The sequence below is a fragment of the Variovorax sp. P5_A3 genome (genome assembly GCF_056400665.1).
Window position 1 is genome coordinate 91223 of the sequence record NZ_JBFUKW010000018.1, and the last position, 20465, is coordinate 111687.

21 protein-coding genes are annotated in these 20465 nt (G+C 63.8%); 14 read left to right on the forward strand and 7 right to left on the reverse strand.

Features of this window, described 5'->3' with window-relative positions:
• Window positions 1-166 precede the first annotated feature (166 nt).
• Window positions 167-778, reverse strand: coding sequence for a glutathione S-transferase N-terminal domain-containing protein (locus tag AC1D3B_RS24495; RefSeq protein WP_478193272.1), 612 nt, complete (start codon window positions 776-778; stop codon window positions 167-169).
• A 102-nt stretch (window positions 779-880) separates the two neighbouring features.
• Between AC1D3B_RS24495 and AC1D3B_RS24500 the strand changes: the two genes are divergently transcribed.
• From AC1D3B_RS24500 to AC1D3B_RS24515, 4 genes are read left to right on the forward strand one after another with little or no spacing between them, the layout of a single operon-like run.
• The gene (locus AC1D3B_RS24500) at window positions 881-2023 is read left to right on the forward strand and encodes a YjgN family protein (RefSeq protein WP_478193273.1); all 1143 of its coding nucleotides are present in this window, start codon (window positions 881-883) and stop codon (window positions 2021-2023) included.
• Window positions 2020-3084 carry a M48 family metallopeptidase gene (locus AC1D3B_RS24505; RefSeq protein ID WP_478193274.1) on the forward strand — a complete coding sequence of 355 codons (1065 nt, stop codon included), beginning with the start codon at window positions 2020-2022 and terminating at the stop codon, window positions 3082-3084. The genes AC1D3B_RS24500 and AC1D3B_RS24505 overlap by 4 nt, the downstream gene beginning before the upstream one ends.
• A gap of 36 nt (window positions 3085-3120) precedes the next feature.
• On the forward strand, window positions 3121-4500 hold the full coding sequence (purB, locus tag AC1D3B_RS24510) for an adenylosuccinate lyase (RefSeq protein ID WP_478193275.1): 1380 nt from the start codon (window positions 3121-3123) through the stop codon (window positions 4498-4500).
• Complete coding sequence (locus AC1D3B_RS24515) at window positions 4500-5060, forward strand: YaeQ family protein (protein WP_478193276.1); 561 nt, start codon at window positions 4500-4502, stop codon at window positions 5058-5060. The genes purB and AC1D3B_RS24515 overlap by 1 nt, the downstream gene beginning before the upstream one ends.
• A gap of 150 nt (window positions 5061-5210) precedes the next feature.
• On the opposite strand, the gene AC1D3B_RS24520 is transcribed toward AC1D3B_RS24515, so the two are convergent.
• Both AC1D3B_RS24520 and AC1D3B_RS24525 read right to left on the reverse strand, forming a co-directional pair.
• Entirely contained in the window at window positions 5211-5516 is a 306-nt protein-coding gene (locus tag AC1D3B_RS24520) for a DUF2007 domain-containing protein (protein ID WP_478193277.1), read from the reverse strand.
• A gap of 8 nt (window positions 5517-5524) precedes the next feature.
• Entirely contained in the window at window positions 5525-5986 is a 462-nt protein-coding gene (locus tag AC1D3B_RS24525; protein WP_478193278.1) for a DUF3717 domain-containing protein, read from the reverse strand.
• A 416-nt stretch (window positions 5987-6402) separates the two neighbouring features.
• Between AC1D3B_RS24525 and AC1D3B_RS24530 the strand changes: the two genes are divergently transcribed.
• Genes AC1D3B_RS24530 through AC1D3B_RS24540 form a run of 3 tightly spaced genes read left to right on the forward strand, consistent with a single transcriptional unit; the run spans window position 6403 to window position 8027 of the window.
• Window positions 6403-7140 carry a TerC family protein gene (locus AC1D3B_RS24530; protein ID WP_478193279.1) on the forward strand — a complete coding sequence of 246 codons (738 nt, stop codon included), beginning with the start codon at window positions 6403-6405 and terminating at the stop codon, window positions 7138-7140.
• 50 nt (window positions 7141-7190) lie between these two features.
• Entirely contained in the window at window positions 7191-7658 is a 468-nt protein-coding gene (locus AC1D3B_RS24535; protein WP_478193280.1) for a hypothetical protein, read from the forward strand.
• A 15-nt stretch (window positions 7659-7673) separates the two neighbouring features.
• Entirely contained in the window at window positions 7674-8027 is a 354-nt protein-coding gene (locus AC1D3B_RS24540) for a phage holin family protein (RefSeq protein ID WP_478193281.1), read from the forward strand.
• A 21-nt stretch (window positions 8028-8048) separates the two neighbouring features.
• Here the strand turns inward: AC1D3B_RS24540 and AC1D3B_RS24545 are convergent, their stop codons facing one another.
• Entirely contained in the window at window positions 8049-9623 is a 1575-nt protein-coding gene (locus AC1D3B_RS24545; RefSeq protein ID WP_478193282.1) for a M48 family metalloprotease, read from the reverse strand.
• A 54-nt stretch (window positions 9624-9677) separates the two neighbouring features.
• Between AC1D3B_RS24545 and moaC the strand changes: the two genes are divergently transcribed.
• The 7 genes from moaC to AC1D3B_RS24580 all read left to right on the forward strand — a co-directional run bounded on the left by moaC (window position 9678) and on the right by AC1D3B_RS24580 (window position 17885).
• Window positions 9678-10160: a cyclic pyranopterin monophosphate synthase MoaC gene (moaC, locus tag AC1D3B_RS24550; RefSeq protein ID WP_478193283.1), complete on the forward strand. Its 483-nt coding sequence runs from the start codon at window positions 9678-9680 to the stop codon at window positions 10158-10160.
• A 283-nt stretch (window positions 10161-10443) separates the two neighbouring features.
• Window positions 10444-10935 carry a type IV pilin protein gene (locus AC1D3B_RS24555; RefSeq protein WP_478193284.1) on the forward strand — a complete coding sequence of 164 codons (492 nt, stop codon included), beginning with the start codon at window positions 10444-10446 and terminating at the stop codon, window positions 10933-10935.
• 18 nt (window positions 10936-10953) lie between these two features.
• Window positions 10954-11538 (forward strand): GspH/FimT family pseudopilin, encoded by a 585-nt coding sequence (locus tag AC1D3B_RS24560; RefSeq protein WP_478193285.1) that lies wholly within the window; start codon window positions 10954-10956, stop codon window positions 11536-11538.
• Between the two features lie 74 nt (window positions 11539-11612).
• A complete protein-coding gene (locus AC1D3B_RS24565; RefSeq protein WP_478193286.1) occupies window positions 11613-12002 on the forward strand; it encodes a type IV pilus modification PilV family protein in 390 nt (129 codons plus the stop codon).
• Window positions 12003-12012: 10 nt separating this feature from the next.
• Complete coding sequence (locus AC1D3B_RS24570) at window positions 12013-13152, forward strand: PilW family protein (protein WP_478193287.1); 1140 nt, start codon at window positions 12013-12015, stop codon at window positions 13150-13152.
• A gap of 8 nt (window positions 13153-13160) precedes the next feature.
• The gene (locus AC1D3B_RS24575; protein WP_478193288.1) at window positions 13161-13853 is read left to right on the forward strand and encodes a pilus assembly PilX family protein; all 693 of its coding nucleotides are present in this window, start codon (window positions 13161-13163) and stop codon (window positions 13851-13853) included.
• 45 nt (window positions 13854-13898) lie between these two features.
• Entirely contained in the window at window positions 13899-17885 is a 3987-nt protein-coding gene (locus AC1D3B_RS24580) for a pilus assembly protein (protein WP_478193289.1), read from the forward strand.
• A 111-nt stretch (window positions 17886-17996) separates the two neighbouring features.
• Here AC1D3B_RS24580 and AC1D3B_RS24585 read toward each other — a convergent pair whose 3' ends face one another.
• The 3 genes from AC1D3B_RS24585 to AC1D3B_RS24595 are packed head-to-tail and all read right to left on the reverse strand — an operon-like array spanning window position 17997 to window position 20462.
• Window positions 17997-18596 carry a sugar transferase gene (locus tag AC1D3B_RS24585; RefSeq protein ID WP_478193290.1) on the reverse strand — a complete coding sequence of 200 codons (600 nt, stop codon included), beginning with the start codon at window positions 18594-18596 and terminating at the stop codon, window positions 17997-17999.
• The gene (locus AC1D3B_RS24590) at window positions 18596-19750 is read right to left on the reverse strand and encodes a DegT/DnrJ/EryC1/StrS family aminotransferase (RefSeq protein WP_478193291.1); all 1155 of its coding nucleotides are present in this window, start codon (window positions 19748-19750) and stop codon (window positions 18596-18598) included. Before AC1D3B_RS24590 ends, AC1D3B_RS24585 begins: the two co-directional genes overlap by 1 nt.
• Window positions 19743-20462, reverse strand: coding sequence for a class I SAM-dependent methyltransferase (locus AC1D3B_RS24595; protein WP_478193292.1), 720 nt, complete (start codon window positions 20460-20462; stop codon window positions 19743-19745). Before AC1D3B_RS24595 ends, AC1D3B_RS24590 begins: the two co-directional genes overlap by 8 nt.
• Window positions 20463-20465: the final 3 nt, after the last annotated feature.

The following is a 20465-nucleotide window of genomic DNA, read 5'->3' on the forward strand; positions in this document are numbered from 1 at the left end:
CAACGTTTTTATAAAGGGTATTGCTCGCCCCCAGGCTTGCTCGCTTCGCGTAGCCGCCTACCCCCTGCCGGGGGCAACACCGGCGGCCCGGCGGAGCCGGATCCGCGGTGTTTCACCAACAAAAAAGCCCCGCATGGCGGGGCTTTTTTTCGTTTGCTGTAGCGGCTCAGGGTTTGGTGTCGGCGAAGCTGGGGCGCAGCATGAGTTTGTCGTAGAGGCGGGCGAGGTTGGCGTAATCGCCGCGCCAGTCGATCTCGGGGAAGCGGTGGCCGACCCAGCCGAGGGCGCAACCGACTGCGATATCCGACAGGCTCAGGTGAATGCCGCTGCAGAACGGCTTTTCGCCCAGTCCCTTGGCCATGGCGGCGATGCCGCCGAGGACCTTGCCGCGTTGGCGGTCGATCCAGGCCTGGCTGCGCTCTCCCTCGGCGCGGTGCGCCCAGGTCGCTTCGAGACGCCAGAGCACGCCGGCGTCCATCACGCCATCTGCCAGCGCTTCCCAGGTCTTGACTTCGGCACGTTCGCGGCTTTGCTGCGGTATCAGCTTGCCGACCGGCGACATGGTGTCGAGGTATTCGACGATCACGCGAGAATCGAACATGGCCTCGCTGCCGTCCATGATCAGGCAGGGCACCTTGCCCAGGGGGTTAGCGCTGGAAATCGTGGTGTCGGCAGACCAGACGTCTTCGATCACGAACTGGTAGTCGAGCCGCTTTTCGGCCATGACCACGCGTACCTTGCGCACGTAAGGACTGGCAGCGGATCCGATCAGTTTCATGCGAGCTTTCCCCCCATCAGGGCATCGTTATAGCGCTTTGATTCTAGGGGAACACGCGCAGTGCAGAATCCTGGCCCATCACCGACCAGAGGGGGAGCGAGCGTGAACGAGGGATCCAACACACCGGCCGGGACGGCGCTGCACCGACATCCGATCGAATTCACGGCGACCGGCAGCGAGTACTTCCGCATCTGGATCGTGAATCTGCTCCTGACGCTGGTCACCCTCGGCGTCTACCTTCCGTGGGCCAAGGTTCGCAAGCTCAAGTACTTCTACAGCAATACCTGGGTCGATGGCGATGCACTCGACTTCCACGGCGATCCCCGCAAGATGCTGCGCGGCACCTTGATCGCCGCGGCGTTCCTGGTGACCTATTCGATCGGCAGCAATTTCTCCGGGTGGGCCGCGCTGCTGGCGGCCCTGGCCTTCGTGGCGCTGTGGCCCGCGCTGTTCCGCGCCGCCATGCGCTTCCGTCTGGCCAACACGAGTTGGCGCGGCCTGCGCTTCCGCTTCCTCGGCGACATGCGGGGCGCTTTTGCGTGCATGTTGCCGCCGCTCGCCCTGGCGCTGCTGCCGGTGGCGATCGCGGGCACGATGGCACCGCGCGGCATGCCGCCGGCGGCCTCCGGGCTGATGGGCATCGGGATGCTCGTCTTCTTCGCGGGACTGCCCTATTTCCTCTGGCGCGTGCGGCGCTACCAGCACGGCAACTATGCGATCGGGGACCTGCAGACCCGGCTCGACGCCGATGTGGGCGTGCTTTACGGGATTTTCATCAAGCTCGTCGGCGTCACACTGCTGGCCCTGCTGGCGATCGGCGTCCTGGTCGGCGCCTTTGTCTATACCGGCAAGCGCGTCGGCGCGGGTGCGGGATTCATCGGCCTGTCCGTGATGCTGGGATTTGCCGGCATCCTGCTGCTGAACATCCTTCCCAAGTCCTATCTCCAGGTCCGGCTCCAGAACCTGATCTGGTCGAAGACGGGCAACGACGTGCTGCGGTTCAAGAGCAGCCTGCGCCTGGCGAGCTATCTCCGCCTGCAATGCAAGAACTACCTGTTGATCATCCTGACGCTCGGCCTCTACTGGCCTTTCGCGGTCGTGAACACCCGACGGGCCCAGGTCGAAGCCGTCGAGTTGCGCACCCGCATTGCGCTGGATGAGATCACGCAAGTGGCGGCCATCGAGCACCCCGGCGCGGTCGGCGACATGGCGGCAGACCTGTTCGGCGTGGACATCGGCATGTGACAAGCCTCGACGTCCGCTATTTCGACGGCTGCAGCAGCAAGCCGCATGCGGCACAGCTGCGGGTGCAGGATGACTGCCTGGTGGTCGTCCCTCTGCCTGACGAGACCTTCCCGCCGTTGACGGTCTCTCTTGCCCAGGTTCGCTGGCCGGAGCGCACCCGACATGGCGGCCGCATCGCGCAGTTGCCGCAAGGTGCCAGCGTGCAGGCGCTCGATGCCGCCGACTGGGACGCATGGATGGCGCGCGTCGGCCGGACTGAAAGCTGGATCGTCCGCGCCCAGCAGAGCTGGCGCGGGGTCGCCGTCGCCTTCGTGTTGCTGGTGGCCGGACTTGCCGCGATGTACCAATGGGGCCTCCCCTGGATGGCGCGCGGCCTGACGGCGATGGTGCCGCTGCGCGTCGACACGATGATCGGCGAGCAAGTCCTGGAATCGCTCGACCAGACGCTGCTGCAGCCCAGCGCGCTCGCCTCGGCGGACCAGGACCGCATCCGCAAGGCTTTCGAGCTGATGGTGCGGACCAGCCACCCCGGCGATGCGCCTGCATGGAAGCTCGAATTCCGCAGCAGCCGCGAATCGGCCCGGAAGCTGGGCCCCAACGCGCTGGCCTTGCCGGGAGGCACCATCGTGCTGACCGACGAACTGGTTGCGCTGATACCGGACAACGATGACGCAGTGCTCGGCGTCCTGGCGCACGAGTTCGGCCATGTCCACCAGCGCCATGCGATGCGGCAACTGGTGCAGGTGTCGGCGATCGGCTTCGCGGCGTCCGTTGCGGTCGGCGACTACGGCACGCTGATCAGCAGCGCACCCGTGGTGCTCGCCTCGCTCGGCTATTCGCGCGATGCGGAGCGCGAGGCGGATGCCGAGTCGCTGCGCCTGATGCGGGCGGCCGGCATCCCGCCACGTGCGATGGTCGCCTTCTTCGAGGCCGTCGAGCAGTGGCGCGAAACGGCGAAGGGCGGCGCGGGCGGAGATGGCGATGTCATCGGCCTCGCGTTCTCCTCGCACCCGGCCACGGCGGAGCGTATCGCCTACTTCCGGGATGCGCCGGAGGACTGAAATTGCTTCCCCCGGGGCGCAACCTAAAATTCGCCCATGAGTTTCTCCACCGTTTCCGCACTTTCTCCCCTTGATGGTCGCTATGCGGCCAAGCTCTCGGCGCTGCGGCCGCTGATGAGCGAACAGGGTTACATGCACCGGCGGGTGCAGGTCGAGGTGGCGTGGTTCATCGCGCTGTCCGACTGCGGCTTTGCCGAATTCAAGCCCCTCACGGGGGGTGCCCGCAAGTACCTGTTGGGCCTTGTCTCCAACTTCTCCGAGGCGGACGCGGTCGCGATCAAGCAGATCGAGAAGACCACGAACCACGACGTGAAGGCCGTGGAGTACTGGATCAAGTCGAAGTTCGAGGCGCGTCCCGAACTGCTTGCAGCGTCCGAGTTCGTTCATTTCGCCTGCACCAGCGAAGACATCAACAACACCAGCCACGCGCTGCAGATTCAGGCGGCACGCGAAAAGGTCATGCTGCCGGCCATCGATGGCCTCATCGCAACCCTGCGCGACATGGCGAACAAGTTCGCCGGCGTCGCGATGCTCTCCCGCACGCATGGACAGACCGCCAGCCCCACGACCGTCGGCAAGGAGCTCGCCAATGTCGCCGTGCGCCTGGCCAAGGCCCGCGAGCAGATTGCCGGTGTGCAATTGCTGGGCAAGATGAACGGTGCGGTCGGCAACTACAACGCCCACATGGCGGCCTGGCCCGGCTTCGACTGGGAGGCCTTCAGCCGCAAGGTCGTCGAAACCCCGGCGCCGCTGGGCCTGGGACTGACCTTCCAGCCCTACAGCATCCAGATCGAGCCGCACGACTACATGGCCGAACTGTTCGACGCTGTGGCACGTACCAACACCATCCTGGTCGACTTCTCGCGCGACATCTGGGGCTACGTGAGCCTGGGCTACTTCAAGCAGCGCCTGAAGAAGGGTGAGATCGGCTCATCGACGATGCCGCACAAGGTCAACCCGATCGACTTCGAGAACGCCGAGGGCAACCTGGGCCTCGCGAATGCCGTTCTGCGCCACCTCAGCGAGAAGTTGCCCATCAGCCGCTGGCAGCGCGACCTGACCGACAGCACCGTGCTGCGCAACATTGGCGTTGCGTTCGGCTACGCCACGCTGGCCTATGCCAGCCTCGCGACCGGCCTGGGCAAGCTCGAGCTGAACGAGGAGGCGCTGGCCGAAGACCTCGACGCATCGTGGGAAGTGCTCGCCGAGCCCATCCAGACCGTGATGCGGCGCTTCGGCGTGCAGGGCGCCTACGAACAGTTGAAGGAAGTCACGCGCGGCAAGACCGTGACGGCCGAGGCACTGCACGGGCTGATCCGCTCGCTGGCCATTCCGGAAGAGGAAAAAGAGCGTCTGCTGGCGATGACACCTGCCAGCTACATCGGCAAGGCAGCCGAACTGGCCCGGCGGGTCTGATGGCGCTCAAATCCACCATCTTCAAAGCGAACCTGGCTGTCGCCGACATCGACCACAACTACTACGCTGACCACGCGCTGACGCTCGCACGCCATCCCAGCGAGACCGATGAGCGGATGATGATCCGGCTGGTGGCGCTGGCCCTCAACGCGTACAAGCTGCAGGACGTGTGCAACGGCGATGGCACGCTCGCCTTCGGCGCCGGCCTTTCGAACCCCGACGAGCCCGACGTCTGGTTGCGCGATTTCACGGGCGAGGTCAAGCTGTGGATCGAAGTCGGGCAACCGGAAGACAAGCCCATCATCAAGGCGTGCGGCAAGGCCGACGAGGTCGTCGTCTACTGCTTTAATCATGCGGCAGAGATCTGGTGGCGCGGCATCGAGAACAAGCTGACGCGCCCGCAGAACCTCAGCGTGTTCCGCGTGCCGACCGCAGCGTCGCAGTCGCTGGCAGCACTCGCGCAGCGATCGATGCAACTGCAAGCGACCATTCAGGAAGGCGCGCTGATGCTGGGCGACGGCACGCACAACATCGACATCGAACCCGTAAAGCTGAGGTAGCTCGCCCCCAGGCTTGAGCCGAGAACTCGCCCCCGGGCTTGAGCCGAGAACTCGCCCCCAGGCTTGCTCACTTCGTGTAGCCGCCCACCCCCTGCCGGGGGCAACACCAGCGGCCCGGCGGAGCCGGTTCCGCGGTGTTTCACGAACTTGTCAGGCGAGCGGCATCATTGCGCCGCAGTGCCAGCATTGTTCGAAGCCACCTTCGATCAGTTCGCCGCAGGCGCAGTGCCAGCGTCGTTGCGGTCGATGGCGAAGTTCGTGCAGAAGGCGCTCGGCGAGGGCGAACTGCTCGTCATCCTCGATCCAGATTTCGGGCAGGCACTGGTCGGGCGGCAACTGGCCTGCCGCGGCGCCAAGATATTCGCGCTGGATGGATGCCTCCACGCCGTCCTCACGCAACGCATGCGCCCAAAGCGTGGCGATGGCCAGGTTCGGAGCTTGCGCGAGGCGACGCATGGCGAAGATCAGTCCGTCTTGCCCGATACCGCGTCGCCCGAAGCCTCATCGGGCCAGACGTGCTCGGCCTCGCGAGCGCGCTCGGCGTACCTGTTGAAGCGCCATGCGCTGTCCTGCATGGTGATGCGACGCCAGGTCAATCGCTTCTCGGCCGGCGTCATTGCGGGCCAGTGTTGGACCTCGTCGAAGCTGCGGCCGCAGCCCTTGCATTCGTCATCGCCCTGGCTGGTCGAGCAGATCGCGATGCAGGGCGTGTCGGGTGTGCTGTGGTACCACGTGAGCCAGGCGGCCCACGCTTCGGCGGGGAAACCGACTTCGTCGACCTCATCTTCGTGATGAAACACCATCAGCGCGTAGACCTCCGCCAGCGCGCGCAACTCGGGCGCGAGCGTGATGCCGTCGGGCGAAGGTTTCCTGTCGCGCCAGAAGTTGATGGCGGCCTCGATGTCGGTGATGTGAATGGCGGCCATGGGGACGAAAAAATGCGAGCGGGCATCATAGTCCGGCAAAGTCCCGCAATCGTCGAAGGAATTGATTGCTATCAAATACATAGCATCGAAAGTCCTGCTGATGCGGGGTTCCAGCGCGTTTCTCATGTGAAGCGGTTGCCGGCAGGTTGCCTTGCAACGACTCCGATGCTCTAATCCCGCCCACGAAGGGGAGTAGCTCCCGCCCGCTCGCACGTGAGCGGGCATCGCCAGGTCGTCAATACGAAGCACAACACTTCCGGCCTGTCGGGCAGTCATTGCGCTGTCGAGCAAGACCTTCGATTTGAACCTGCGCCGGGTTTGATCGAAGCGATTGCAAGTTCCTCGAGGATCCCCGATTCTCAGTCAGCCGCTTCATCCGACCCGCACAGGCGGAATCGAAACGAATGGAGGACTTTATGGAACTGTTGATGACCCCCGAGTTCTGGGTCGCTGTGGGTCAGATCATCATGATCGACATCCTGCTCGGAGGCGACAACGCCGTCGTCATCGCGCTGGCCTGCCGCAAGCTGCCGCCGGCGCAACGCACCAAGGGCATTCTCTGGGGCACCGCGGGCGCCATCCTGCTGCGCGTGATCCTGATCTTCTTTGCGCTTACGCTGCTCGCCATCCCCTTCCTGAAGCTGGCGGGCGCACTCCTGCTGGTGTGGATCGGCGTCAAGCTGCTGGCCCCGGAGCATGACGACGCGCTCGGCAACATCAGCGCGAGCGACAAGCTGTGGGCCGCCGTCAAGACCGTGATCGTTGCCGACCTGGTGATGAGCGTCGACAACGTGATCGCCATCGCAGGCGCCGCACAGGGTGCCGGCGAAGGCCACCAGATGCCGCTCGTGATCTTCGGCCTGCTGGTCAGCATCCCGATCATCGTCTGGGGCAGCCAGCTGGTCATCAAGCTGATGGACCGCTTCCCGATCATCATCACGCTCGGCGGCATGCTGCTGGGCTGGATCGCGGGCACCATGGCCGTGTCGGATCCCGCCGTCGCCAATGCGGCGGCCTGGACCTGGGTGCCGAAGGTGCCGCAAAGCGACGTGGTCCGCTATGCCGCAGGCGTCCTCGGAGCGCTGCTGGTCCTCGCGATCGGCAAGTGGGTCGCGGCGCGCCGTCCCAAGGCTGCGGCCACCGTGACCGTCTGATCTCCAACCCGATGCCTCTGCCACTCCAACCAACCAAAGAAGGAGCACTCATGGACAAGATCATTCTGTATGTCGACGACGCAGCCTACGCGCGCGAGTTTCTCGCCAAGGTCGCGGCCGATGCCGGCAGCAGCGCTGGGCCGCGCCAATGGGTGCTGGTGGCCTGCGCCCCGCGCATGACGCACCGCATCAGCAAGTGGGTGAGCCACAGCGCACGCGAGAACTGGCGGGCCAAGTGGTTTGCCAAGGTGCAGGAGCAGGTGATTCCGCTGCTGGCACAGGAAGGCGGACAGGTCCTGCCGGTCCTCGCCAAAGGGCCGCTGACAGACTTGACCAAGCGCCTGAAAATGCAGCACGGCGCGGCGCAAGTGGTCGACGCGCGTCGGCCCAAGGTGGGGGTCGACCTCGAACCGGTGGCGCCCGACGTGGCGCCGCCCGGACAATCGAGCTGGGCGTTGCCGGGCGCCGTGGTCGGCATGGGCGCACTGCTCATGCTGGCCAATGAGTTGTCCGACTAGGCGCGCAACCACTGAATGCGACTTCTCATCAAGTGGCTGCTCAGCGCGCTCGCGCTGCTGGCGGTGACGTACTTCTACAGTGGTGTCCAGGTGACGAGCTACACCTCGGCACTGCTGGCCGCCGCGGTGATCGGACTGCTCAACATGTTCGTGCGCCCAGTGCTGATCGTGCTGACGCTGCCGGTCACCATCGTCACGCTGGGCCTGTTCCTGTTCGTGATCAACGCGCTGCTGTTCTGGGCCGCGTCCGGGCTGCTTTCAGGCTTTCACGTGGATGGCTTCCTTGCCGCGCTGATCGGATCGCTGATCTATTCGCTGCTCGGGCTGGTTATCGAATCCGCGCTGGGCGGGCTGTTCGCGAGGCGCTGACGCGCCGTTGCGCGCCGTCCCCTATCTGAGCGGCGCCTCCGCCGCCTGCTCCTTGTAGAGCGCCTCCACGGCGCGTGCGCGGGTGTCGATGATCGACGCCTCGAAGTGATCGATGGGCACGCCTTGTCCTCCGTTGCGAATCAGATCCTGGGCCGCCCTGAAGCGGTCTCGCGCCCCCGCAAAGTCCAGGATGGCCACGTTGGCCTCGGCGTCGGCGCGCACCGCGCGGAGCGTGTCGTTCTGCGCACCGTAGAGGTTGGCCAGGGTTCGCCAGGCGGTCGCGTCGCGAGGATGAACGGCGACCCAGTCGCGCAGGGGCGGGATCATCGGCGCCGGATTTCTCGTGGCGACAGCCGCCTGCGCCGCCAGCAGCATTTCAGGCCGGTCCTTGGCCTTGGGATCGAGCAGCGCCGCAGCCGCGGGGGCCGCATTGGCGGCGAGTTCGATCTCGGCGGACAGCAATCGGGCCAAGCGTGAAGCAGGTGCATCGCCCGCGGTTCGCGTGACCAGGCGCTGCGCCAGCGCCCGAGCCGCCTTGAAGTCGCGCAGTTCGCTGGCCGCCAGCGCCGCCGCGTAGAGCGTCCCCGCCTGTTGCGCGGGCGAACTCTTCGCAAACTCGCCGCCTGCAGCGGAATCGATCCACAAACGCAACACATCGACGCCCGGACGCGTGAGCACCCTCGCCCTGGAGGCGATCATGGCGTGGTCCATCGCAAGCGGCAGTGGGGCGGGCGGCGATCCGGGCTTGAACTGGAAGCGCCCCTGCATGTCCGCGATCCGCTCGCTGTTCAGCGGGTGGCTGCGAAGGTAGGGATAGGAGCCGTTGTCATTGAGGCGCGAGGCGTACTGGAGCTTCTCGAACATCGAGGCCGCGCCTTGCGGCGAATACCCGGCCTGCGTCATGACGCCGAAACCGACCCGGTCGGCCTCGCGCTCCATGTCGCGCGAAAAACTGAGCTGGTTCTGCATGAACGCGGCCTGACTTCCCATGATCATGGCCTGCCCGGCATCTCCGCTGTGGCTCTTGCTGGCGGCGATCACGCCGAGGATCATTCCCGCGAGCATCAGCGGCAACTGCTTGCTCTGCTTGGACATCATTCGCGCGATATGGCGCTGCGTGACGTGCGACAGCTCATGCCCCAGCACCGTGGCGAGTTCGTCCCGGCTGCCGACCACGGCAACAAGCCCCAGGTTGACGCCGAGATAGCCGCCCGGCAACGCAAAGGCGTTGATGCTGCGGTCACGACCCAGCACGACCGTCCAGGCGAAGCGCTCGTCGAGCTCGGGGGTCAGGTCGCCTCGCGTGCGCGCGGCCGCGAGCAGACGCTGCCAGATGTCGTCCACGTACTCCGCGAGCACGGGGTCGTCGATGTAGTCCGGATCACGATACAGCTCGCGGGCGATCTGGTCGCCGAGGTGGCGCTCGGCCGCGGCAGTCATTTCGCCGCCATCGCCCATGCCCGGCAGCTGCGCCCGGGCGGGGATCGGCAGTGCCAACTGGGAGGCGATCAACACCGCCACGCCCAGGCCCTGCAAGCGGCGACGCAAGGGCCGGCGCTTGCCCGAAGAAGGGAAAAATGGATTCAACCGAGACATTCCTCGTCAATGGTTCGGGCTCGTATGATGCGGCACATCGCGGATCGTTCACAGATGAGTTCCCTTACACATTTTGACGCCCAGGGCCAGGCACACATGGTTGACGTGGCAGGCAAGCCTGCCACCCATCGCGTGGCGGTGGCGACCGGCCGGATCGAAATGCAGGCGGCGACGCTGGCGCTGATCGAATCGGGCACCGCGAAGAAGGGCGACGTGCTGGGCGTCGCGCGCATCGCCGGCATCCAGGCGGCGAAGAAGACGAGTGATCTGATTCCGCTGTGCCATCCGCTGGCGCTGACGCGAGTCGCCGTGGAATTTGAGACTGCTGGCGGTGGCTCGCCACTGGTCCGGTGCACCGCGACCGTCGAGACCGTCGGTCCCACGGGCGTCGAAATGGAGGCGCTGACCGCCGTCCAAGTTGCCTTGCTAACCATTTACGACATGTGCAAGGCGGTGGATCGGGGCATGACGATCACCGGCGTGCATGTGGTCGAGAAGCACGGCGGGAAGTCTGGTAGCTACGTGGCGGAGCCCTGACGCTCCCGCGTCGCCCTTCCACGTAAATCAAGTCTCAAGTCGCAGCCCCGCCACCGGGGCATGAGCGCCAGTCAGGCCGCGAATCAGCGCGCTGCGCGGGATCGGCGTGCCCCAGCGATGCGAACCATTGTTCAGGACTCGTCTTGTTGCCGCTTCGGAAGGACAGAAGGCGTCTGGGCGCCGATCAGCGGTTCTTGAACACCTAAACTCGTCCGACACAATCGGACACATCTCAAATTTCGCAAGAAATTTCTGTTCGACCGCATCTCAAGAGCCATCTACCGTGAAAAAACAGGTCTATCCCCGCTCCGGCGTCGGGCGCTTTTCCGCCAATGGTTTCACGCTCATCGAAGTGATGATTGTGGTGGCCATCATCGGCATCCTGGCTGCCATCGCGCTACCGGCCTACAACGACTACGTTCGCCGCGGCCAGGTTCAGGAGGCTTTCGGCTTTCTCTCCGACTACCGGGCCAAGCTGGAGCAGTACTACCAAGACAATCGCAACTACGGCAGTTCGACTGCCTGTGCTGTCGACCCGACTGCCAATACCTGGAACAACTTCGCCCCGACCAAGTACTTCACGTTCCGCTGTCTGACAAACACGGACCCAGGTGACACCACCCAGCAGAGCTACACCCTGACCGCGACCGGGAGCGGGGGAGCGGCGCTCGGCAACGACTACACGATCAACCAGAAGGGCGATCGCGCAACCACCAAATTCAAGGGCGGCACTGTCACGGCGCCCTGCTGGCTCACAAAAGCGTCCACCTGCTGACGCCTGGGCGGAACAATCATGCGACAACGCGGCTTTTCGCTCGTCGAGCTAGTGATCACCCTCGCGGTGCTGGCGCTGATCCTCATGGCGGCCATGCCAAGCGTGGGCAGTTGGGTTGGCAACGCACGCATTCGCAATGTCGCAGACTCCCTCCAGAACGGGATTCAGACCGCGAGGGCCGAAGCGGTGAGACGCAATCAGAACGTTTCCTTCTGGCTCGTTGCGCTCAACGATCCGGGCGTCCTGAGCAACGACTGCACTCTTTCTTCCACCAGCGGCTCCTGGGTGATCAGCGTGAATTCACCGCTGGGGCATTGCGCCGACGCTCCTTCGACCGTCTCGTCGCCCATGCTGGTCACGGGCCGGGCCATCGGCGATGCCGGCGGCAGAGTCACCGTCGTTTCCGTGCAATCCGATAACACCGCCGGACAGTCAATCACATTCGACGGCTTCGGAAGAATCGCAAACACCGACGCCATCAGCCGTATCGATGTCAACGGACCAGTTTCCAGCGTCAATCTGAGCTTGATTGTTTCGCCTGGAGGATTGGTGCGCATGTGCGATCCCCGGGTGAACGATTCCACTGATCCGCGCAAGTGCTAAAGCGAGGAAGAGAGATGCACGCTCGAACAATCCGCAGAATGCGGCGGCCCCGCCCCCCTCGTAACGCACGGGGCATGCGAGGCATCGCGCTGATCGAAGTCCTGGTGGCCATGCTTATTTTCGTGCTCGGCGTGATCGGGCTTTTGGGTCTGCAGGGTGCGATGACACGTGCACAGACCGAGGCCAAGTTCCGTGCCGACGCGGCAATGCTTGCCACCGACGTCGTGGGTCGCATGTGGTCCGATCTCACCGGCATGGCGACTTACAACGGGAGCGGCTGCGCGTCGGCGCCTCGATGCAAGGAATGGCAAACCAAGGTGACCAACAAGCTTCCCGGCGGCACCGGGGCCCTTGTCATTGATGCCACGACCGGTGATGTCGAGGTGAGCGTCACCTGGAAGATGCCGGGCGGTGAATCCCACAAGTACGTCACCCACACGACCGTCACCAAGGCAGGGGGCTGAAATGCGCACCATGCAATCATCTTCCAGGCACACATCTTCCAGGCAACGCGGCTTCACGCTGGTCGAGCTCATGGTCGGCCTGGTCCTGGGCATGCTGACCGTGTTGGTCATTGCGCAGGTGCTGGTGCTGTCGGAGGGGAAGAAGCGCTCGGTGTCCATGGGCAGCGACGCGCAGGTCAATGGAGCCATGGCGCTCTATACCCTGCAGCGCGATATCCAGATGGCCGGCTACGGTGCCACGTCGAGCCTTGATGCGCTCGGCTGCTCGGTGAAGGCGAAGTACGACGCAGGCGCCGCTTTCACGTTCACGCTGGCGCCTGTCGTGATCAACGACGGTGCCAACGATGCGCCCGACACCATCACCGTGCTACGCGGCCGGACGGCGGGCTTCTCCGCGCCCATGGGTATGGCCGGCGCTCACACGGCGACCGACAACCACTTCGCCGTGTACTCGTCGTTCGGAGCAGTCGCCGGCAACATGATGATTGCCGTGCCGCGGGCGCAGGACGCCAACCACTGGTGCACCCTGTTCAGCGTGACCAACGACGTTGCAGCCCCTGAAACAACGCTGAGCGCGGAGGTCGTGCCCCACGTGCTGACCACCACCAGCAAATGGAACCAGAGCAGCGTGTTTCCGCCCTCCGGCTACATCAAGGACGACTACCTGCTGAACCTGGGATCGATGGTGTCACGGACGTATTCGATCAATACAACCAACAACGCCAACAATCTTCGGGTCGAAGACTTGTCGCTCGTCACCGGGCTGAAGGCACCCCAGGATCTCTACCCGCAGATCGTCAACCTGCAGGCTCTCTACGGCAAAGGGACCATCGACGCCAGTGGCAACGTCGTGGTCGACACCTACGACAACGTCACGCCGCTCACCAATGCCGACTGGCGCAGAGTGGTCGCGATCCGCATCGCGGTGGTGGCACGCAGCAACGAATACGAGAAAGAGGTCGTGACGACAGCCGCGCCCCAATGGGACGTGGGCGCGACGGCAACGATCACCGGACCCGCCACAACGACCTGCAACGGCACCAGCAAGTGCATTGCCCTGAAGGTGGATCAACTGACTGATTGGGAGCACTACCGCTACAAGGTCTTCGACACCATCGTGCCTCTGCGCAACGTGCTCTGGAATTCCTGAGTCCCATCATGCATCACAACGTATCGCCCACCGTTTCGAATCCGCGCGTCCAGCGCGGCGTCTCCCTGTTGTTCGCCTTGCTGGCGCTGGTTGCGTTGTCTCTCGCAACCCTCGCGCTCGTGCGATCGGTCGATACGAGCGCCCTGCTGCTGGGCAACGTCGGCTTCAAGCAGGATGCCACCGCATCGGCAGACCAGGCCGCTCGCCAGGCCATCGACTGGCTGACGCTGAACAACGCCGCCCTCAATACCGATATCCCGGGCAACGGCTACTACGCCAGCACGCAGGAACTTGCCGCAGACGGCGTGACGATCAAGCCGCCGATCGATGTCACAGGCCAGCAGATTGCCACTGCCGTTCGCCAACTGGTCGATTGGGACGGCAACAACTGCCAGAGCGCAGTCAACGGCACGTTCAACGGCTGCACCGTGCGGTCGGCGAGCGCCGGCACCATCAATGGCAATGATGCGCGCTTCGTGGTGTTCAGGCTGTGCTCGAAGGCCGGCGACTACATGACCGACAAGACCATCACTTGCGCCCAGCGAGCCGCCAGCACCGACTCGTGCGGATCGAAGGGCGCCTTGAGCTACAGCGACAACCCGCTCTCCTGCGCAACGACCAGCGCGTACTACCGAATCATCGTCCGCGTGCGGGGAGCACGCAACACCGCCAGCTTCACCGAAACGATCGTGCATTTCTGACGAGGGAGCGCCGACTGGCGCGAACAGAGAGAGGAAAAAACTGCCATGAAGAACAAAATCATTGCCGCCGGGGCGCTCAGCCGAGGCCGGCTCGCCACTCGATGTGCAACATTGACGCTCATTTGCGCCTCGATGATTGCGGCGTTCGGGCAGATCGCAACGGCCGCCGAGACCGACTTGTCGAATCAGCCACTGGCCACGCGTCCCACCGTCCAGGCCAAGCCCAACCTGCTGTTCATCCTGGACGACTCCGGCAGTATGGACAGCGACTTCATGCCGGACGACATGGACGACGGCCTCAGTCAAAACCAACCGAACGAGTACTACGGATATCGTTCGGCGCAGTGCAACGGCGTGGCGTACGACCCCACGGTCACCTACGCGCCGCCCATCAACTCCGACGGCTCTTCCTTTCCGAACGCCAGCTTCACTGCAGCCAAGAGCGATGGCTTTTCGTCGACGAGTTCCACGAAGAATCTGGCAGACAGCTACTACTACGTCTACAACGGCCAGGGCACCGGCAGCAGCAATGTCCGTCAGCCCAAGATGAATTGGACGTACACCAGCACCGGTCCCATCAGCAACACCTTCCTTCAGGAGTGCAGGACCCGCAGCAATGTGACCACGACGCTGTTCACCAAGGTCACGGTGACGAGTGCTTCGACGGACTGGCAGAACTATGCCAACTGGTATTCGTACTATCGCAAGCGGTACCTTCTTATGCGGACCGCCATGGGACGGGCCATCGCTGCACTCGATTCAAGCTATCGCGTCGGCTTCAGCACGATCAGCGACAAGACGGCCGCGGACGGCACCAACTATTTCCGCGACGTCAAGGATTTCAACGCAACGCAGAAGGCCAACTTCTATAGCAGCCTCTACGCCGCTCCGCCCAGCGGGTACACACCGCTGCGGGGTGCGCTTTCGAAGGCGGGTCGATATTTTGCGAACAAGGTGTCGGGCCAGACCTACGACCCCCTGCAGTACTCCTGCCAGCGCAACTACGCGTTGCTGTCGACCGACGGTTACTGGAACACCCACAACGAAAGCACGTCCTCGCCGAAGTTCGGGCCCTACCAGCTTGACAATGCGACGCGGGTGGGCAACCAGGACGGTACCGAAGTGCGGCCCATGAAGGACGACAGTGCGAGCATCGTGACTACGGTCACGACCTACACGGCTACGGCAACGCGAAGCGCCACCTCCCCCTACTCGAACGCCCTGACCTGGACGCGGACTGCCACAACGGTGTCCTCTAAAAATACCGGCACCAAGAAGAAGCCGGAATACGAGATCACGAAACAGGAGCAGGTCTATGCACAGCAGACGCAAGCGCGGACCGACACGACACCCCAATCGGCAACGGCCACGTACACCGTCACCGTGGTTACCAGGGACGGCGTGGCTGCCAGCCCCGTCACCAGCGCGGTCAGTTATTCCACATGGACTAACACGGCCGCCGCTACCTCCAACATCGTCGCTGGCACCGACAAGGGAGCACCGTCGGGCAGCAGCACCTGGTCGAACAGCAGCACCCCCCCCGTTGTCACAACGCAAACCACCGCCGGCAACGACGTGCCGAGCTATTCGACTCCCGCCGCAGCAGGCTGGGGTCCCTGGGTTGCGGGCACTCCCAGCTACACCACGCCTGCCGTAGGCTCCTACTCGGCTGGCACGCCAGTCGAGACACCTTCCACGTCGGGCGGCTCGTCGGACACGCTGGCTGACGTTGCCGAGTACTACTACAAGACCGACCTGCGAACCAACGCGCTCAGCAACTGCACGTCGACCAGCTCAGGCAGCAGCCAGGACGTTTGCAGCAACATCGTCCGACAGGCGGGCAACGACACGGCCACCTGGCAGCACATGAACTCGTTCACCATCGGCCTGGGTGTGAGCGGTACCCTGACCTACGACCGGAACTATCTGACCCAATCGGTGGGTTCCTACGTAGACCTCAGCAACCCCGCCAGCGGCGTGAACTGGCCGACGCCCGCGGAAACAGATGGCGGCGGCAATGCGACCAACGTCGACGACTTGTGGCACGCTGCCGTCAATGGCCGGGGCCAGTACTACTCGGCCCTCAATGCCAGCTTGCTGGCAGACGCCATCAACGGCGTCATCACGACTGTTCAACAGGTCTCCGGCTCGGCTTCGGCCGCTTCGACCAGCTCGCTCGAACTTGTTGCCGGCAACAACAACCAGGTCTACCGGGCCAGTTACACGACCGAGGCCTGGACCGGCGACTTGCAAGCCTATGCGCTGAACGGTGCGGACGCCACGATCGCAGCCACACCCACCTGGTCTGCCCAGGCCAAGCTGGACAGCATGCCGGTCGCGAATCGAACCATCTATTTCCGTGGATCGAGTGGACTGCAGACCCTCGCCTATGACAATCTATCAACTGCACAGCAGGCCTATTTCAACAATCTGTGCTCAAAGACCGTGACGGCAGGGCAATGCGCGACGCTCAATGACGCCGACAAGGCCCTGGCCAATGCCGGGGCGAACCTGATCGACTACCTGAAGGGTGTCCGGAGCTACGAAGCGCCCGTGGCGTCTGCTTCTACAGGTATCAGTGCCACTTCGTCCGCGCTCTATCGCAAGCGCGACCACTTGCTAGGCGACATCATCAACGGCGCACCGGTCCACGTGGGCAAGCCCCCGTTCAAGTACGGCGACGCCGGCTACGCCGACTTCGTGACGGCGCAGAGCAATCGCACCAATGTGGTTTATGTCGCGTCCAACGATGGCATGCTGCACGCGTTCTCCGCTGATCCCGCCAATGGCGGCACCGAGCTCTGGGCCTATGTGCCCAGCGAGGTGATGCCGAACCTCTACAAGCTGGCCGATTCGACCTACGCTTCGAAGCACCAGTACTTCGCGGACGGGGCGCCGGTCATGGCCGACATCAAGGTGGGAAGCACCTGGAAGACCATCCTCGTCGCAGGCCTCAACTCCGGTGGTCGTGGCTACTACGCCCTCGACATCACGGACCCCATGAATCCCCGGGCGCTCTGGGAGTTCACTGATGCGAACATGGGCCTGACTTATGGCAACCCGGTGATTGCCAAGCGATCCGACGGTACCTGGGTGGTTGCGTTCACTTCCGGCTACAACAACACGGGCGGCGACGGCAAGGGACACCTCTATGTGGTCGACGCCAATAGCGGAGCCTCGCTCCTGAACATCTCGACAGGCGTCGGCAGCACCGCGGACCCGAGTGGCCTGGCGAAGATCAATGCCTGGATCGACAACACGGCAGACAACACCGCCAAGCGTCTGTATGGCGGCGACCTCAAGGGGAACCTCTGGCGCTTCGATATCGACAATCTTGTGGCACCGAACCAGGCCGCGCTGCTGCTTGCCACGCTGCAGATCAACACAAGCACACCGCAGCCAATCACGACCAGGCCCGAGTTGTCACTGGTCATGAACAAGCCCGTGGTCGTCGTGGCGACGGGACGCTACCTGGGCATCTCGGACATCACCGACACGACACAGCAAAGCGTGTACGCGATCAAGGACAACCTGAATGCCACCGGCTGGGGCGATGTACGCGCGGACACGACGAACTTCGTCCGGCAGACATTCACGTTGAACGGATCCGCAGCGAGCGCAACCGACGCCGCGGTCACGGACACCGAAGTCGACTGGACGACCAAAGGCGGCTGGTGGGTCGACCTCCCGCATTCGGGCGAGCGGGTGGTTACGAGCATGGGACTGCAGTTCAACACGTTGGCAATTGCCAGCGCCATCCCGAACGGCGACGCCTGTGCCTCAGGCGGTTCGTCCTGGCGTTACTTCCTCGATGTGAAGAATGGAGGGGTGGTGACTACCAACCCGTCCGGCGTCCAATGGAGCAGCAGTTCGCTGATCGTCGGCCTGAGCTGGATCAAGGACACCAACGGGAATGTGCGAATCATTCTTCAGGGCAGCAACGGCGACATCAAGACCGAGATCCCGCCCATCCCGACGATGCCGAGCGGCGGCACCGCGCACCGGTCGTCGTGGCGCGAACTGACGGATTGATCCGCGGCCCCGTCACTCATCGACCTGGTCGATTGAATCGCGGCACGCGCTGCCACTTTGCGTAGCGGTGTCGCTGGCGGGCCATCCGGGGATCGAGACGGGCGGCGAAAACTACGGTTTACGGAGGATGGCAGCGACCGTCCTCCCAACAATCACCAGGTCCAGCCAGAGGCTTCGGGTGCGCACGTATTGAAGGCAATGCTCCAGCTTGGCTGGGAGGATCTCCCTGACGTAGAGGGCCTCGGGGTCGGACGTTGCGCCGAGCAACGCACTCTCATCCCTGTACGCCACCGAAGCCAGATCGGTGATGCCGGGGCGAACGCTGAGGATCACCTCACGAACATCTGGTGGATACAGCGCCACGTAACGCGGCACTTCGGGTCGCGGCCCGACGATGCTCATGTCGCCAATCAGGACGTTGAAAAATTGTGGGAGTTCGTCGAGCTTGTACTTGCGAAGCATCGCCCCGGCCCGGGTGATGCGCGGATCGGCGCCGACCGTGATTTGCGAGCCTGTGTCTCCCCGTTCCGCCCGCATCGTGCGGAACTTGTAGATCTCGAAGGGCTTGCCGTGCAGGCCCACCCGCTGCTGCCTGAACAGTGCCGGCCCGCGAGAATCGAATCTGATCCAGAGCGACACTCCCACGAGCACCGGCGCCGACACCACCAGCGCGCACAGCGCAAAGCAGATGTCGAACAGGCGTTTGAGCATCAGCCCAGGATCTCGTGCAAGGCCGCGATGACGCGATCCTGGTCCTCGTCGCTCATCGCAGTGAACAGTGGAATGCTGACCATCGACTGGTACGCGGCCTCAGAGTGCGGGAACGCTTCTGCTGTCAGCGAGTAGCGGTCGCGCCAGTAAGGCTGGCGATGAAGCGGGACGTAGTGCACGCTGGTGCCGATCCCTCGATCGGACAGCGACTGGATCAGTTCGTCCCGCGTCACCTTCGCGGATGATGAGAGGCGTATGACATACAGGTGCCAGGCATGCAGATCGCCCTGCGGCGCATGAGCGGGCAATAAAAGCGGCAAGGACGACAACTGTTCGCGATAGCGTTGGGCCAAGTACTGCCGACGTTCCAGGAAGCGGGGCAGCTTGGTCAACTGAACCAGTCCGATGGCCGCGGCAATGTCGGTCAGGTTGTACTTGAAGCCGGGCGCGACCACCTCGTAATACCAGCTGGGCGTTTTCGATCGAAAGCGATCGAACGCATCGCGGTTGATGCCGTGCAGGCGCATGATCCGCATCCGCTGAGCGATGTCGGCGTCGCGTGTGACGACCATTCCCCCCTCGCCTGTCGTCATCGTCTTGTTGGCGTAGAAGCTGAAGACCGTGGCGTCGGTATCGAGCGTTCCGACGAGGCGCCCGCCGCAGGTCGTCGGCAGCGCGTGCGCCGCATCTTCCACGATCTTCAGTCCGTGCCGTTTTGCGATTGCGAGCAACGCATCCATGTCGGCGGACAGTCCGGCGTAGTGGACCGGAATGACCGCCTTGGTGCGAGGCGTGATCGCGGCTTCCACCAGTCGCGGATCGATGCAGAGGGTCACCGGATCGACGTCCACCAGCACCACATCGGCGCCGAGGTAGCGGACGACCTCCGCGGTGGCAGTGAAGGTGTGCGTGGTCGTAATCACTTCATCGCCGGGGCCGATGCCGAGGGCTTCCAGGGCGAGGTGGAGACCTGCCGTGGCGGAATTGACTGCGACCGCCTCCAGTGATCCACCGAGATACGCCGCGAAGGCCTGTTCGAACTCCTTGGCTTTCGGGCCGGTCGTGACCCAACCGGATCGCAGCGCTGACGCCGCAGCCGCGATCTCCTCTTCATCGGTGTCCGGCAGCGCGAAGGGCAGGAATGATTCACTCATTGGGTTTTTGGATCCAGCAGAGTACGTGGGTGCGCAGCCAAGGGATGCTGTTTAGAAGACCGTAGAACGATGGATGCAATGCACACGCCCTCCGAGCGAGCGGGGGCGCCAAGGTGATGCGATTGCTGGCAATTTCTCCGAGCGGGAAGAGTTGTCGAACCCGAGCCAAGGACACGCCGCGGACATCGGGGTTGGACGGATTGTCGTAGGTGAAGTCGTACCAGAGAACAGCTCCCCCGGGCTTGGTCCAGGCCCACATCCTCTCAGCCAGTTGCTGCTGGAAAGCGTCGTCGAGAAGGGACGAGAACAAGGTAGAGGCAAAGACGACATCGAAGCTCGCCGGCTCAAGTGGCGCCGTGGCCGCGTCACCGTGAATCAGCCGAACCGCTGCAGGGAGCCGCGCCCTGGCCGATTCGTACCGCTCGTCGAGCAATTCAATGCCCCTCAAGCGCTCCGGCGAAAAACCCAAGCGCAGGAATTCCAGAAGGTTGCCACCGTCTCCGCACCCCACCTCGACTGCATCGAGCACCGACGCATCCGAGCAACCCGCGCGAACAAGCATCCGGACCATGGCGCGCTGGCGCTCCTGCATGGCGAGAAGTGCCGAGGGATTGGTCAAGCTGTAGCGTGCGTCTCGCAACGCACGACGAGCGTAGCGTGCCCGAACGAGTCGCGGTTCGTCTTCCGGGTCCACATGCGGATCAGCAATCATGGG